Origin of the sequence: Streptococcus sp. 2154, from assembly GCF_013277255.1 — a bacterium.
GTDB lineage: Bacteria > Bacillota > Bacilli > Lactobacillales > Streptococcaceae > Streptococcus > Streptococcus pseudopneumoniae.
Genome location: NZ_VMMK01000058.1, coordinates 1 through 14,858, shown reverse-complemented (window position 1 = coordinate 14,858; position 14,858 = coordinate 1). Strand labels below are relative to the sequence as shown.

The 14,858-nt window shown below is 39.3% G+C and carries 14 protein-coding genes and 1 pseudogene; 1 reads left to right on the top strand and 14 read right to left on the bottom strand.

Going from position 1 to position 14,858, the window contains the following annotated elements; genetic code table 11:
• Window positions 1-35: 35 nt before the first annotated feature.
• Both HT693_RS09700 and HT693_RS09695 read right to left on the bottom strand, forming a co-directional pair.
• A complete protein-coding gene (locus HT693_RS09700) occupies window positions 36-2,486 on the bottom strand; it encodes a bifunctional DnaQ family exonuclease/ATP-dependent helicase (RefSeq protein ID WP_172925139.1) in 2,451 nt (816 codons plus the stop codon).
• 199 nt (window positions 2,487-2,685) lie between these two features.
• Window positions 2,686-3,615, bottom strand: a complete 930-nt coding sequence (locus tag HT693_RS09695) for a peptidase U32 family protein (RefSeq protein WP_050223418.1) — start codon at window positions 3,613-3,615, stop codon at window positions 2,686-2,688.
• 139 nt (window positions 3,616-3,754) lie between these two features.
• Between HT693_RS09695 and HT693_RS09690 the strand changes: the two genes are divergently transcribed.
• A complete protein-coding gene (locus HT693_RS09690) occupies window positions 3,755-4,042 on the top strand; it encodes a DUF3270 domain-containing protein (RefSeq protein WP_023933508.1) in 288 nt (95 codons plus the stop codon).
• Window positions 4,043-4,211: 169 nt separating this feature from the next.
• On the opposite strand, the gene ciaH is transcribed toward HT693_RS09690, so the two are convergent.
• From ciaH to HT693_RS09630, 12 genes and pseudogenes are all read right to left on the bottom strand, one after another.
• Window positions 4,212-5,546 carry a two-component system sensor histidine kinase CiaH gene (gene ciaH / locus HT693_RS09685; protein WP_023938233.1) on the bottom strand — a complete coding sequence of 445 codons (1,335 nt, stop codon included), beginning with the start codon at window positions 5,544-5,546 and terminating at the stop codon, window positions 4,212-4,214.
• Complete coding sequence (ciaR, locus tag HT693_RS09680; RefSeq protein WP_000590639.1) at window positions 5,536-6,210, bottom strand: two-component system response regulator CiaR; 675 nt, start codon at window positions 6,208-6,210, stop codon at window positions 5,536-5,538. The genes ciaH and ciaR overlap by 11 nt, the downstream gene beginning before the upstream one ends.
• 108 nt (window positions 6,211-6,318) lie before the next feature.
• Window positions 6,319-8,865: a M1 family metallopeptidase gene (locus tag HT693_RS09675; RefSeq protein WP_138704796.1), complete on the bottom strand. Its 2,547-nt coding sequence runs from the start codon at window positions 8,863-8,865 to the stop codon at window positions 6,319-6,321.
• Window positions 8,866-8,987: 122 nt separating this feature from the next.
• The gene (locus HT693_RS09670; RefSeq protein WP_023938236.1) at window positions 8,988-9,428 is read right to left on the bottom strand and encodes an ASCH domain-containing protein; all 441 of its coding nucleotides are present in this window, start codon (window positions 9,426-9,428) and stop codon (window positions 8,988-8,990) included.
• The gene (locus HT693_RS09665; RefSeq protein WP_172925138.1) at window positions 9,403-10,272 is read right to left on the bottom strand and encodes a putative PEP-binding protein; all 870 of its coding nucleotides are present in this window, start codon (window positions 10,270-10,272) and stop codon (window positions 9,403-9,405) included. The genes HT693_RS09670 and HT693_RS09665 overlap by 26 nt, the downstream gene beginning before the upstream one ends.
• 41 nt (window positions 10,273-10,313) lie before the next feature.
• Window positions 10,314-11,043, bottom strand: a pseudogene (locus HT693_RS09660) (GNAT family N-acetyltransferase).
• Between the two features lie 7 nt (window positions 11,044-11,050).
• Window positions 11,051-11,530, bottom strand: a complete 480-nt coding sequence (locus HT693_RS09655; protein WP_172925137.1) for an NUDIX hydrolase — start codon at window positions 11,528-11,530, stop codon at window positions 11,051-11,053.
• A gap of 9 nt (window positions 11,531-11,539) precedes the next feature.
• Complete coding sequence (locus tag HT693_RS09650; RefSeq protein ID WP_000198454.1) at window positions 11,540-12,238, bottom strand: 3-oxoacyl-ACP reductase; 699 nt, start codon at window positions 12,236-12,238, stop codon at window positions 11,540-11,542.
• Complete coding sequence (locus HT693_RS09645) at window positions 12,231-12,467, bottom strand: DUF2829 domain-containing protein (RefSeq protein ID WP_000141913.1); 237 nt, start codon at window positions 12,465-12,467, stop codon at window positions 12,231-12,233. Before HT693_RS09645 ends, HT693_RS09650 begins: the two co-directional genes overlap by 8 nt.
• A gap of 99 nt (window positions 12,468-12,566) precedes the next feature.
• Window positions 12,567-13,493: an aldo/keto reductase family oxidoreductase gene (locus HT693_RS09640; protein ID WP_001269443.1), complete on the bottom strand. Its 927-nt coding sequence runs from the start codon at window positions 13,491-13,493 to the stop codon at window positions 12,567-12,569.
• Window positions 13,494-13,565: 72 nt separating this feature from the next.
• Entirely contained in the window at window positions 13,566-14,381 is an 816-nt protein-coding gene (locus HT693_RS09635) for a hypothetical protein (RefSeq protein WP_000738385.1), read from the bottom strand.
• Window positions 14,382-14,384: 3 nt separating this feature from the next.
• Entirely contained in the window at window positions 14,385-14,705 is a 321-nt protein-coding gene (locus tag HT693_RS09630; protein WP_000665420.1) for a PadR family transcriptional regulator, read from the bottom strand.
• Window positions 14,706-14,858 lie beyond the last annotated feature (153 nt).

Sequence of the window (14,858 nt, the reverse complement as noted above, 5' to 3'; positions counted from 1 at the left end):
TACACTAACCTTATACTTTCATACAATACTATTTATCAAAGTTCATTTAAAAATTTATCAACAGCTTCATCAACTTCGGATCGAGAGACGGTTTTAACAGTCGCTTCTTTTGCTAGAGAAGTCACTATTTGCTTACCATATCGTTTTCCGACAATTCTCCTATCCAAAATAAGAGTTAAAGAACGTTGGTGTTCGCGTCTCATACTTCTTCCCAAAGCCTGTTTTAAACGAATAATGGCCATTGGCAATTGATAATCATAAAAGGCATTTTTCCCTTCTTGAATTAGTTCCTGATTGATCTTTTTCGTCAAGGGCTCTTGGGGATTTTGGAAAGGAAGTCTTGGTACAACTTGAATCACAAAAGGATGACTTGAAAAATCAACTCCCTCCCAGAAACTTGCTGCACCAAGCAAGATTTGTTGTTCTCCTTTTTCAAAGCGCTTCTTTAGCTGATGAACATCCCCATTTTTATACTGAGCCAGATGGCTTACAGGAAGTATGTCTGAAACTGCTAGAAGCATATCTTTAGCGGTAAAGAGAACCAAAATCGGTTGCTGGAAAGCTTGAATTTCCACTAGTAAATCAGCTACCTCTTTGGCATAGACTTCTAAGGAAGTTTCTGTCACCAGAGGGAAATCTTTGACCAAGACCACTTCTTGGTCCTGTTTTCTACGAGCTTCAATCTTAAGAAATTTGGCTTCAGGATAGCCTAACAGGTCTGCCAAAGAAACTCTCTGACTAATCTCAAGAGTAGCCGATACTCCCAAGACTTGACAACTCTCAGGTATTAAAGAGGACAGAAGAATACGGCCAGATTTTGTAGAAGAAATCTGAATTTTCTTTTGACTCGTTTCAGTTGCTTCAAGCCAGTAATCTCGGTCAGCTGTAAAATAGCGGACCAGCTCCTCAAAGCCTTCTACTTCTAATTCTAAAAAATACTGATGGAGATTGGCTAGAGAATCTAAGATATTTTTCCTAGATTTACCAGACTGAAATTGTTCTATCAAGTAGAAGCACTCAAAGCGAATACTTTCTAGTATTCGTTGCTGGACCTTATTTTGCTCCTCCAGTAAGGCCTTATCAACTAAATCAATAATATACTGGATATCGTAGGTCTCTTGAAGCAGATTTTCTAAAGCCAACAAAACTTTTTGAACTTCATCGATAATCAGTAAACGGTCACTGACAAATTCAGGATTATCTTCAAGTCTGGTTACAAGATAGGCATGATTGGTCACTAAAAGATCGCAGGTTTGTGCTCTTTCTTGACTACGTTTCCAAAAATCTTCCGTCACAAATAAGCTTTGGGATGATAAATTCCCATCATGACGAAGATCTGTTAGAAAATGTTGGTAACGGTAGAGTTGACCAATTTCATCCAAATCTCCTGTCTCTGTCTCTGTCAGCCAGACCAAGACTTGCATTTTAAAGCGTCTAAATAAGCGATTTTCATCATTTTCCTGCAAGGAACGATAAAAGGCATCCAACTTCAGATAATTTTGAGGCCCCTTTAAACTATGAATATCTATATGGAACACTTCCTTGAGACGTTTACCTTCTTCTTCCATGATTTGATTTTGAAGAATCTTTGTCGGAACGCTAAGGACAATCTGATGCTCTTTGGCTTGAGATAAAGCGGGTAAGAGATAGCCATAAGTTTTCCCAATCCCAGTCGGCGCTTGAATTAATGATACAGGCTCATCTTTCAATAGCAAGCCAACCTCTTTAGCAAAATTTTCTTGCTCCTCCCTCACTTCAAGATTCAACAGAGAAATATTTTTAGAAAAATCTTGAGATAGTTTTCGTGACTCCATGGGATCTGCAGTTTTCTTGAAATACAGTCCTTGAACTTGGACCAAATCTGAAGAACTCAGAATAGATTGGCTGCGATAAATTTCTTCAATAACCAGGTAGGACTCATATAGGAGGGCGTCAGCCATTTCCAGCAAGCGTTCCAAGAGTCCTTTAGGAAGCTGGGTCATCTTTTCCCGTAAAAAAAGAAGTAATTCTGCTGTAGCTTGGGCATCTGAAAGGGCTGTGTGTGCGTGTTTAAGAGGAATTCCTAATTCTCGGCACAATATCGGCAAACTATATTTTTCCAGTTCAGGGAAAAAGACCTGAGCCAATTCGACCGTATCAACACGAGGATTTCTTAGCTCATAACCTTCAAAAAATAAATTTTCCGCCAAAAGATTGGCATCAAACTGAACATTGTGGGCTACAAAAATCCCATCCTCTACCAAGTCAAAGATTTTTCTAGCAACTTGCGAAAAATCAGGTGCTTGCGCCAGACGTTGGTCTGTCAATCCTGTCAGTTCTTTGATATGAGCATCCAAGGGTTCATGTGGATTGACATCCGTCGTATAGTGATCAACGATTTTTCCGTCCTCAATCACGACAATTCCCACTTGGATAATTTTAGCCTTACTACCTGTGCTAGTTGCCTCTAAATCCACCACAACATAGCGATTACCAATCGTTTTCATTATAAAAAATTATACCAAAAAAAGGGCCATTTGGCACCTGCAAACATGTGATAATTTTCAAACTCAAGAAGGTTACTTGTGTTAAAAATCCCAGCAAACAGAGCATCCTAGCCTGCTGATTTTTTTGAAAATATTGGAGAATAAGAAAAATTGAGAGAAGAAATATTTGCATCTTCCTTCTCTCAACGAATCATTTACTTTATTTAACCATGTCAGGATCGTAATCATAAAATCCTGTATCAAGGAAACGGTTTTTAGGATGTAACTTGCGCACTTCTTCATCCAGCAAGAAGGCTTGGTCATGACTAAAGTTGCCCTCTTGGATCAAGCTACGCGCTTGGATAAAGAGTTTTGCAATCTCAACAAAGTTCTGACCAGGTGTATAGAGACCTTCTAATTTCCAGTGAGTAAAGCCATGCTCCACCAATTCTGTTAATTTGATCATCAAATCAAGGTCATTGTTGGCAAAGATATGGGTCCCATGATTATCTTCAAAAATGGAATAGTGGCTCTCTGGATCACTTGGCTCAGCCAAGAAGAGGTCACGTTTATGCGTCTTTTCATCATCGATATGTGTAAAGTTATAGTAGTTTTGCAAGAGTGGACGTTTAGAATGATGGATGACGCTAGCACCGTAAACCAAAACTTCAGCAGGAATTTCCAAAATCTCTGGCATTTTGAAAAGTTCAGCTGATGGAATTTCACGCGCCAAAACAGCCTCAGATGCGCCAGCCTTTTGTCCCCAGAAGTTAATCTGACGACTGCTAGTTACCATGGTTGAAGCATCGTAGATGGTCTTAAATGAATAACCATCGCGGTTAACTACGTAAAAGACGCCTGCATCCCCAATCGTAATATAGTCTGTCTTGATTTCTTCCAAGAAGTCTAAGAAAGGCTTGATACGGTCCATCATATCTTGGTGCATGAGAGCATTGACCGCAACGAGCAATTCCTTACCAGCATCATGAACCAACTTAGCGATTTCACGCAATTGGTCATGACTAAAGGTTGTTGGCAGACGAAGGCCAAAATCTTTCTCACCGACATAGATACGGTCTACGCCAGCTTCGAGTAGTTGTTCGACTTGTTCAATACTTTCAGCAGTTGCTGTAATGATAATCTTTTCCATAGGAAAAACTATACCACATTTCTAGCAAATCAGCCATGCTTTGAAAATGAAAAGGGACTTTATTCTTTTTGTAACCTTTCTGTAATAATTCTCTGCCGAAAAAATGATAAAATAGGTATGTACTGTTAAGGAGAGAATCATGCCCGTAAGAAAATTACAATCCTATGAGGTAGACTATCAAGAAGAATTAAACCAGCAACTTCCTCATTATCAAGCTTATGCACCTGAAGCACAAGCTGATAGCAATCTCAAAGAAATTTTATTTTTTGTTAATATCGCTGTTTTTTGTATCTGTATTGCTATCTTTAGTTTTATCTTTTTAGCATTAAAATTATCAACTGCTCTTGCCTTTGCCGCAGCAATCGGATCCAGCTTACTTGTTTTAAAAGTTCAACGGTCTATTATCAAACGAAAACGTAGAAAATAAATCCAAAAGAGTCTGGGACAAAAGGATTTTGATTTTAGGAATTCTTTATTATAAGTTTTTAAAATCGATAGATTAGACAAAAAAGCGAACAAAACAGAATTCTGAGTGTCAGATAACTTGTTTTGTTCGCTTTTTATATTTAAGGTTAGACTTTTGCCCCAGACTCTTTTTATTTTTTCTTTTTCGATGGTGTGTGGATGGCAATCTTCACTTCAAAGATTGTTCCCTTGGGTTTATTATCTTTAACAGTAATGGTTCCTTTAAGCGCATCTACAATTTGCTTGGCCAGAGATAATCCTAAACCGAAACCACCTTTTTGACGAGTTCTAGCCTTGTCCACTCGATAAAAACGATCAAAAATTTTCTTTTTATCTTCTGTCGAAATACCGACTCCATTATCAGAAACCAGTAAATACAGATTACGATCGGTCGCCGAGATAAGAAAATCAATTTCACCATCCTCTTCAGTATACTTGACAGCATTATCAAATAGGATAGTCATCAACTGCTTCAAGAGAAGCTGGTCTGTGACAATCGGACGATGGATACGATTTTCAAAACGGAAGACACGATCATTTTCCGAAGCAATCATCTCATAGTTTGTGAAAGTCGTATTGAAAAAACTAGTTGGAACTTCTGCAAGCTCCGGCTTAATCCCATCATCTCTCCGAGCTAAGTTCAGCAAGTTTGTCGTCAAAAAACGCATATTTCGGACTTCTTCCAAACTCGATGCAATACTTTCGCTCACATCCATAATGGTAGCTTCTGGCTTACGGAAAAGGGTCTCTAAGCGATTTTGCAAAACTGCAAGTGGAGTCCGTAACTCATGACTGGCATTTTCCACAAAGGACTGCTGCTTCTGCATGCTCTCAAGCAGGGGTCGAACACTAACCCGAGCTAGATAAAGACTTGCAAGCAAAGACAAAATCCAGAAACTTACCATCACAACGACAATCAATTGCTCATGCTTTTGACTGGCCTGCTCCAACTGACTGGTATTAATCAAGACAGCTGCATACTTGATATTGGTTGAAACCGAACTGATATTGGTTTCCATCAAAATCATGCGATAGATTTCTTCCTGCCCATAGCTATTAAAAACCTGAATCTGGTAGATATGGCCTAGTTCTTTTTTCTCTAACCTAATCTTATCCAAGCCCAAAAATCGATTTCCAGAAAGAAGTTGAGTAAAGTCCTTATCAAAGAGAATGACTTCCGTATTGGAACTGACATTAGGTTTTATTTCTACTTTACTAGCGTCCGCCCTAGCATTTTCTAAATCTTTAATCTCTTCTGTTGCCCTATTCACTGCCAGTTGAATAACTGCTTGAGGATTTTCACTCAGTCCGTGGAGTTTATCATCCACCGAAGTATAGAGACTCGAATGCATGACCTGCAAAATAATCAGAGTCATTGTAGAGAAAATCAGAGTGAAGACACCAAAGTTGCGGATAAAATAACTAAAATCATCCGCATACCATGTTTTTTTTAGTTTACTGAACATCTTTTAAAATATACCCAACACTGCGCAAGGTTTGCAAATTCTCTGCAAAAGTGGTTCCTTTTAATTTCTTACGGACTTTTGAAACATAAACTTCGACAACTGAAATCGTTGTGTCACTATCAAATCCCCATAGACGATCAAAAATCTGCGTCTTAGGCAAAATCACATTTTGATTTTGAAGGAAATAAACCAATAAATCAAACTCTTTCCCCAGTAATTCGACTGGAGTATCTTCAACCTTAACAGTATTGGTTGACAAATTAACTACAATATTTCCATAAGTCAAGGTGTTTTCATTAAACTTACCTGAACGTTTGAGAAGGGCCTGAATCCGCATTTTGAGTTCTTCTAAGTAGAAAGGTTTGGTCAGATAATCATCTGCTCCCAGTTCAAATCCATGTCCCTTGTCATCCAAACTTTCCTTGGCAGTCATGATCAGAACTGGAGTCGTAATCCCCTTTTCACGCAATTCTTTCAAGACTTGGAAGCCATTTTTTTCTGGCAACATCAAATCAAGCAAAATCAAGTCATAGACACCACTTTCAGCTTCGTAGAGACCTTCTTCTCCATCAAATACCTGCATGACATCCGCAAAATCGTCTAAAAAGTCAAATACTGAATTTGACAGGCCTAGGTCATCCTCAACCAATAAGATTTTTATCATGAGAAACTCCTCCTTATTAAAACTATTATACCAAATTTGCCTTAAAAAAAACTCAACTCTCTGCATTTTACATGAGATAGCTGAGTTTTCTTTTTATTTTAGGCTTATTTATGCATTTCCGTATTGAAGAACAACTGCTTCGACTGCAGCTTTTTCACGGCTAATCAAGTCAACACGCGCTGCAATTTCCTTGATTCCCATACCGATGTTACGGCTAAGAGCAAGGTCACAAAGTTGCGGCTCAAAGAACTCCTTGTATTCCGCCAAGCGTTGCTGAGTCTTAAATACATGAGCAGGAAGGATAACAAAGCTATCAAAGCTCATATCTCCACCAAGGGCTGCCTTAATCCAAGCCCAGTTTTCACGCGCCCAAGACCAAGCTGTTTTCTGAGTTGCTTGATGAGCTAGGAATTGGTAATACCAAGCAGACAAGTCCTGTGGTTTGACCACAAATTTGTCCTTCCAAGCAGCAATCAAGGTTTGGATATTGTCCGCATCTGTACTGTATGCAAGAGCTGCTGCCAACTGGCGTTTAAAGACAGCATCTGTTGCATGCGTATAAGTATCAAGATAAAGTGCTAACAAGTCTTTAGTCTCATGATGTTTCATCTCATTAATCAGAACTTGTGAGCGAATAGCTGCTGGGAGTCCTGCAAGATTCTCCTTGTGTGTTGCAAAGATTTGGCTAGCGACTTGACTAGCTTCTGCATCATTTGAGCGAATCATCATCGAAACAGCCAGCTGACGAACCAATTCATCCTCATCTGATTCTCCGTCTTTAGCTTCAAAACCAAGACGGTCATAGTTATGACGAGCCAATTTAGCAACCAAGGCTTTGAAGGCTCTTTCAGCATCCGTTCCTTCATCAATAAAGCGCTCAAGGGCTGAAATCACTTGAGAAACAGCTGAAACCACCAGATAAGACTCTTCCTTAGCAAGTTTATCAAGAACTGGAAGCAAGTCTGCATAAGAAATGTGCCCTGCCTCAGCCAACAAACGACGCTCTTGAACAATTTGCAGTTTGCTTGTGTTATCAAGTGTCTCTAGCTCAGCAAGAACAGCTTCTAACAAGTCTCTTTGATAGTCGGTAATATAGTGGGCAGTATTTTCAGTGTTGAGACGAAGAGCTCCTTCATTCTCAGCAAGAAGAGCTGCATAGCCAGGGATTTCGATACTTTCAGTTTCGAGTGTATCAGGCAAGCCTTTCCAGTTGCTATTGAGGGGCACCACCCAGAGACGGTTCTTGTCTTCGTTCTCACCGATGAAGAATTGTTTTTGTGAAATCTTCAAGACATCATTTTCAACTTTGACAGTAAGAACTGGGTAACCAGGCTGTTCCAACCAAGAATCCATGAAAGCTGCGACATCACGGCCAGATGCTTGACCAAGAGCATCCCAAAGGTCACTACCAATGGTATTGCTGTACTGATGTTTTTCAAAGTAGGCATGCAAACCTTTGGCAAAATCGGCATCACCTAGCCAACGACGAAGCATGTGCATGAGACGGCTTCCTTTGGCATAGACGATAGCGCCATCAAAGAGCGTATTGATTTCATCTGGGTGTTTGACTTCGACGTGAACAGACTGAACACCATCAGTCGCATCGCGTTCAAGAGCGTGAGGTACTCCACCTGTTTGGAAATCTTCAAAGATATTCCAGCTTGGCTCAATGGCATCCACACAGACATATTCCATCATGTTAGCAAAGCTTTCATTGAGCCAAAGGTCATCCCACCATTTCATAGTTACGAGGTTACCAAACCATTGGTGAGCCAATTCATGTGCCACAACAAGGGCAACTTGTTGACGACTGGCAAATGTAGAGTTTTCATCTACAATTAAGCAAACTTCACGGTAGGTCACAAGACCCCAGTTTTCCATAGCTCCAGCTGAGAAGTCAGGAAGGGCGATATGGAGAGATTGAGGGATTGGATACTTGACTCCGTAGTAATCTTCGTAAAACTCGATAGAGCGAACGGCAATGTCCAAAGAGAAATCAAGGTTAGAAAGTGGATGTGCTTTGGTAGAGTATACACCAACGAGGGTACCATTCTTAGTTTTAGTGGTCACCCCTTGCAAATCACCAGCAACAAAGGCCAACAAGTAAGAAGACATGCGAGGTGTTGTCTCAAACTTCCAGATACCTGTTTCCTTACGGTTTTCAACATCGATTTCTGGCATGTTTGACAAGGCCAATTCACCTTCTGCTTGGTCAAAGCAAAGAGAGAGGTCAAAAGTTGCTTTGGCTTCAGGCTCATCCACACATGGGAAAGCTTCGCGCGCAAAATGGCTCTCAAACTGAGTAGACAAGACCTCCTTCTTGACTCCATCAACTGTATAATAAGAAGGGTAAATCCCTGTCATGTTGTCTGTAATTTTTCCTGAGAAAGCGATAGCCACTTCAACTTGACCAGCCTCAGCTAATTCAATATGAAGAGCTTCATTGTCATGGTCAACTGTAAATGGACGAGCTTGACCTGCAACTTCTACAGAAGCGATTTCCAAGTCTTTTTGATGAAGGGAAATGCGGTCACTCTGTGCTTGACCAGTGATGGTCACCTTCCCTGAAAACGTCTTGGTCTCACGACTCAAGTCTAAAAATAAATCGTAATGTTCAGGAACAAATTGCTTAATAAAATGTTCAACTGCTTGCATAGTTTTCTCCTATTCTAAGTTTAAGAGCTGCTGCTCTTCTTCAAACAAACTTATTATATCATATTTTGCTTGAGAAAAAAGGATTGGACGGCGATTTCCAAAACTTTCTTCCGTCTAACAGTCTACAGTGGGTAGACCTTGCGAAATTCTTCTAAAACAACCTTGCTTTCAGGTGTAAAAGTCAATCCTGCTTCACCCAAGCAGTCTCTGAAAAAATCCTCATGAACCTGGCGCCAATAGGCTAGGGATTTGTCACCTTCCCCTTCCTTAAAGGCATGATCAGCAGAAACTTGATTGAAGGGCTGGACAGAAACCTTTGTAATTTCAACAATACAGACAGCCTGATTTTGACTATCTAAAATGACATCAAAAGTTCCTTCTTGAGGAAGAGACTCGTCTTCTAGTGCATAGAGATCGTAGGCTGATGCTGTTGCAGTCTTTTCGCCTCTTAAAACCAAATCTGCTAAAAGGTCTGGTTCCACTCCAAAAGACCAAGCATCGATTTCATCTCCGATAGAAGGATTGATTTGTTTGTATTTATTCCACATTTCTTGCGGTGTCATGGGTGCTCCTTTGTAATTTTTTACTTTCTTCTTTTACACGTTCGAGGTGGTCTGGATGGTCAATCTCTAAATTAAAAATCGCTGGAATAGAACTATAGTGGATAATGCACTCAATCCCCATCTGATTCATTTTTTGTATGGAAGAAGTATTCAGATAACCTGCCACAGCAAAGTCAATATTTTTAATTCTTGCTTTATCCTGCATATCTCTTAGCATATCTAACATTATTGGACTTTCCATATCATGCCATTGACTGTTTCTCATAGTCGCAAAAACAAAGGAAGTCAAATCATTCATTCCAACTACAATCTTTGAAATGCCCGTTTCCAGTATACTAGATAAGTCAAAATACGCTGACGGTAATTCAATCATCGTTCCGACTTTCCCAGTAAAGCCATACTGACGCAATACTGTAATAGCTTGTTTTAATTGGTCGGCATCATTGACAAAAGGAAAGATAACAGATAGATTGGGATTGTTTTGATAAACTTCTGTAACGACATGTGCTTCAGCCTGAAATTCATCCGGACACGCCAGCAAACGCCTAGTTCCTCTATAGCCAAACAAGGGATGCCCTTCGTCAAAAAACTCTCTAGTCCCCACTAAACAATTGGCTTCTGTATTCGTTAATTCAGAAAAACGATACCAAACTTCTTCATCTGAGTACAGGGAGCAGATAGTCTCTAGATAATCTTTTACAAATTGCTGACAACTTGCTAATATGATGTTTTGATTAAGCTCTCTCAACAAATATTCCCCACGAATCATGCCGACGTGGTGAAATAGTTGAGGATAAATTTTTTCAAGAATTTTTTCGCCACTAAGGGCAAGTTGATTTTTCATAGCCATTCACCTCGTCTTAAAAGATACAATATCATATATAATTATATGAAACTTTCCTCTAGTTCAAAAGCTTCATAAGGTTCAGCTAACTCATATCCTAAAAATTCTGCTACTTTTTTGGAAGCCTCGTTATGAGCATCCCAAAGTGGAAACATATCTCTATTTAAACTCTCTAGAATCATTGCAGCACCAAGCTTTTTAGCAAATCCATTTCCTTGTTCGTTTGGTCTAGTTGCAACTTCCACTTCAACTGCTTCACGGTAAACTAACCCTGAGGAAATTCCAGCAAATCAGTTCATTATTTTTAAGAATCACAAAGCCAAATCCACCTTTTAAAACAAAATCCTGATAGGATTCAAAATCCCCCTGTAAATCCTGTGACCATTCTTCCGTAGAAAAGCAGTTATAAATATGATTATCAATAGGCACAATATTGTAACCTTCCTCTAAATGAGTAACTAGATTATTTAAAAATTCAACTTGAAAATTTGCCTTATCTTTAAAAGAATAGCGAGTAAAAGAATTTAGCCCCACTTTTCGATGCAGAAAATCTTGCCAATTAGTATTTTCTGAAATAATAATCTTATAATCTAAACCATATTTTCTAACAAAATCTTCCCAAAATCTGGAATCCAACTCCCCTGCTAGGTATAGAAAATTCCCAACATCATAAAAGCTTGTTGTCCTATCATTGTTTCGGTAGACAGTTCCGATTTGAGATTTAAGACCATAGAGAACCATATTTTTCTTCCATGTTTTAAATAGTTCCATTATCCCCCTACTTCACCTTCCAATTCATGTAAGAGATCTTGTCCAGTTCTGGAAATCCTAATAATTCAGACTTAACCTTCAAGACTAATGGCGATGCATTTTCTTCTGTGATCTCTTGAATATCCATCCAAATATATCCAAGTGAATCATTCGCACCATCAGACACAGATTCCAAAATTGTAACTAGAGGTACACTCTCATTCATTTCAACATCATACAAGGCCATGATATGGTGAACCATAAAATTTTTTAACTCTTCCCTGACGAAAACATCGTAGATTCGAGGATTAGAGTAGCTTCTAACAGTAAATCCCGTCTCTCCCATAACTTCTCTAGTCAGCGTTTCCGTCAGTCCTTCACCAAGTTGCTGACTGCCTCCAGGTAGGTCATACCTATGTTGATAAGGGCCTCTCGTTTTTTCAATGCAGAGTAACTTCCCATTTTCAAAGCAAACAGCGTAGACTCCAAAGTGTCTTTTGACTTCCATCAGATCCTCCTACTTCAAAGACCAGCCGCCATCTATTGTCAAGATTTGTCCTTGCATGGCGCTTGCTTTTCCACTAGCTAAGCAAAGGCTAAGCTCTGCTATTTCCTCTGGTTCAATCCAGCGCTTGATTGGTGTTTCACTAGCCACCCAGTCAGCTAAGCCTCCTGGCTCAAAATCCGCAGCGGTCATAGCCGTCTTGACTGCTCCTGGAGCGATACCAAAGACCTGAATCCCAGCTTCTGCATAATCTAGAGCCAACTGCTTGGTAAATCCAGCCAAGGCATGCTTAGATGAAGTATAGGCGTGACCACCTCCACCTGCTAGGCTAGAAGCAATGGAGCACATATTGATAATGATTCCTTTTTTATTCTCTAGCATTTGTGTCAAATAATACCGAGTCAACTCTACTGGAGTAACGTAGTTGATTTCAAAAATCTCCTGAATTTCCTGCACTGATTGTTCCAACAGTGGTTTGTAATCATCCAAAACTCCAGCAGTATTACACAAAACCTCAACCTGAGGACACCAGTCAAAAATAGGTTCCAAGTCCAAGGTCAAATCTCTCTGTAAAAAGTGAAAATCACCCTCTAAGAGTAGATTTTCACCTTGGTCAACTCCATAAACTTGATAGCCCTTCTCTAAAAAGAGTCGAGCCTGAGCCAGACCAATCCCTGAACTTACTCCCGTAATCAATACGCGTCTAGTCATGTACTTCTACCCAATCCGTCGCCAAAACATCACAAGGTGTCGGACTCCACATGGAAAAACCTTCTCCTTCGCCAGAAACGTTGATTAGGAAGTAGGGCGTCACTTCAAGTGCAACCCCATTTTGCTCGATAGTGTCAAAAAGTTGGACATAGTTTTCAGCACCTCCCCAACCAGTTCGTACATATTTTTTCTTAGCCTTTAACCCAGGCAGGATTTCTTCAAAAGTCATGTTATTCTCCTTTAAAATCAATAATTCTTCCCTTCATTATAACAAAAAAACCGCTTTGCAACGGCTTTTTGACTGTGATTTATTTACATCTGCTTCTACTTACGGCAAATTATTCCCTGCTGCAAGATAAATTTCATACCATTCTTTTCTTGTTAAGCTAAAGTTTGCCGCTTGGCTAACTTCTCTCAAGTGATTAGGATTTGTGGTACCTACGACTGCCTGCATTTTTGCTGGATAACGCAATATCCAAGAAATGGCAATAGTTGAAGGGGTTACTCCATATTTAATAGCTAAACGATCAAGTACTTGATTTAAAGCTTGAAATTTCTCATTTCCAACAAAATTCCCTTTAAAATACCCGAATTGTAAGACAGACCAGGCTTGAATGACCACATCGTGTAATTGGCAATATTCAAAAATGCTGCCATCTCGCATAGCTGCTTGACTATCTTCCATATTAACATGAAAACCTGATTCAAATCCTGGAGTAAAAGCCGCACTCAATTGCAGCTGATTAACAGCTAACGGCTGCTTGACATCTTTTTTAAGTAACTCCATCATCATAGGATTTTGATTAGAAACTCCAAAATCTCGAACCTTACCTTGTTTATAAAGGAGATCAAAGGCTTCTGCTACTTGGTCAGATTCCATCAAAGCATCTGGTCGATGAAGAAGCAAGCTATCTAGATGATCAATCTTCAATCTTTGCAAAATACCGTCAACTGATTTTATAATATAGTCCTTAGAAAAATCAAAATAGGTAAATTCTTCAATGCGAATGCCACATTTGGACTGAATCCACATCTTTTCTCTTAAATCTGGACGATTTTTTAGGACAAGACCTAGCAGTTCTTCACAACGACCACGACCATAAATATCAGCCAAGTCGAAAGCATTGATTCCAACAGAAAGTGCTGTTTCTACAAGCTCTTCAACTTCTTTTACAGACTTATCTTCTATTCTCATCATTCCGAGAACAATTTCTGATAATTCTTTGTCATCTTGACCAAGAGTTATGTATCTCATCAAATTTTTCTCCTTTAATTCTACATTCTTCATTTAATTATAACAAAAAACCGCTTTGCAACGGCTTTTTGACTATATTTCACTCCATTTTATCTTCTTAAACCCACGGAACAAGACAAAGATTCCAATAAAGAGGACAGCTAAAGGAATAATCTTTGTGAGGAAAACATTTGAAATGCCCATCCACTCATAATAACGGAGCAGAGAACCCACCACAAGATGGGCAACAATCATACTGACAAAGGGACGAAAGACCGCTTCTTTCCAATTCCAAATACTGATGACTAGAGAAAGCGTAAAGACAAGGAAACTGTCCCAGGGAGCAGGAAGATAAAAGGCTCCTTCTTGTACAAAACTTCCTATTCCTACATATCCCAGAACAACTAGCAGAACAAGAATCCCAACGACAATATAGGTGCCAATTTTCATTTTAGAAGAATCTTGGACTAAGCTCCAACGTAAGATTGTAGCCACAAGCCCAAAGCCAACTAGAAAAAGAAGAAGTTGCCCTAAAAACGTGAGCAAATTGACTGTTAAGAGAGGACCTTTAGAAAAATCGCCTAGTAGTTGATAGTAATGTAATACCGCCAGGACAAGAATTGGTGTTAAAAAGGACTCTTTGACCGAACTACGTGGTGCTTCCTTGAGCATCTCTTTCATTAATTTTTTAGGATTCTTACCTAAATAATCCTCTGCACTCATGCCATCTCGTTCTGCTTCTGAAAAATCTAACATCATCAAATAAATCTGCTCTCTGAGATAGTCTTCATCATAGAGAAATCCAGCAAGATTAAAACTTTCCCACAACTCCTCAAAATACTGCTGATTGTCCTCAGAAAACTCATGCAACAAATTGTTTGTTTCTTCATAATACTTCATTTTCTTCATGGTTTAACCCCCATTCTTAATCCCTTCTACTTTTTGACTCAAATCGTCCCATTGTTGCCAAAAGACCGAGACACGCTCTTCTCCTTCTTTCATTAATGAAAAATACTTCCGATCTGGACCATCTGGCGACGGGCGCATGTCGCCTCTTATCCATTGATTTTTTTCTAACTTTTGCAACAAAGGATAAATAGTTCCTGGAACGATAGTATCAAATCCAGCCTCTCGCAAAGTCTGAACCAACTCATAACCATACCGCTCTTTTTGACCAATCATATCCAAGACACAACCTTCAAGAACACCTTTTAATAGCTGAGTTTCTTTCATCACTTCTCCCTTCTAATCTATTTTGTAATACCTACTAGTAACTTCACCTATAGTATATCACTTCTACACTAGTTTGTAAAGCATAATAGTTAATACTCTTCGAAAATCTCTTCAAACCACGTCATCGTCGCCCTACCGTATGTATGGTTACTG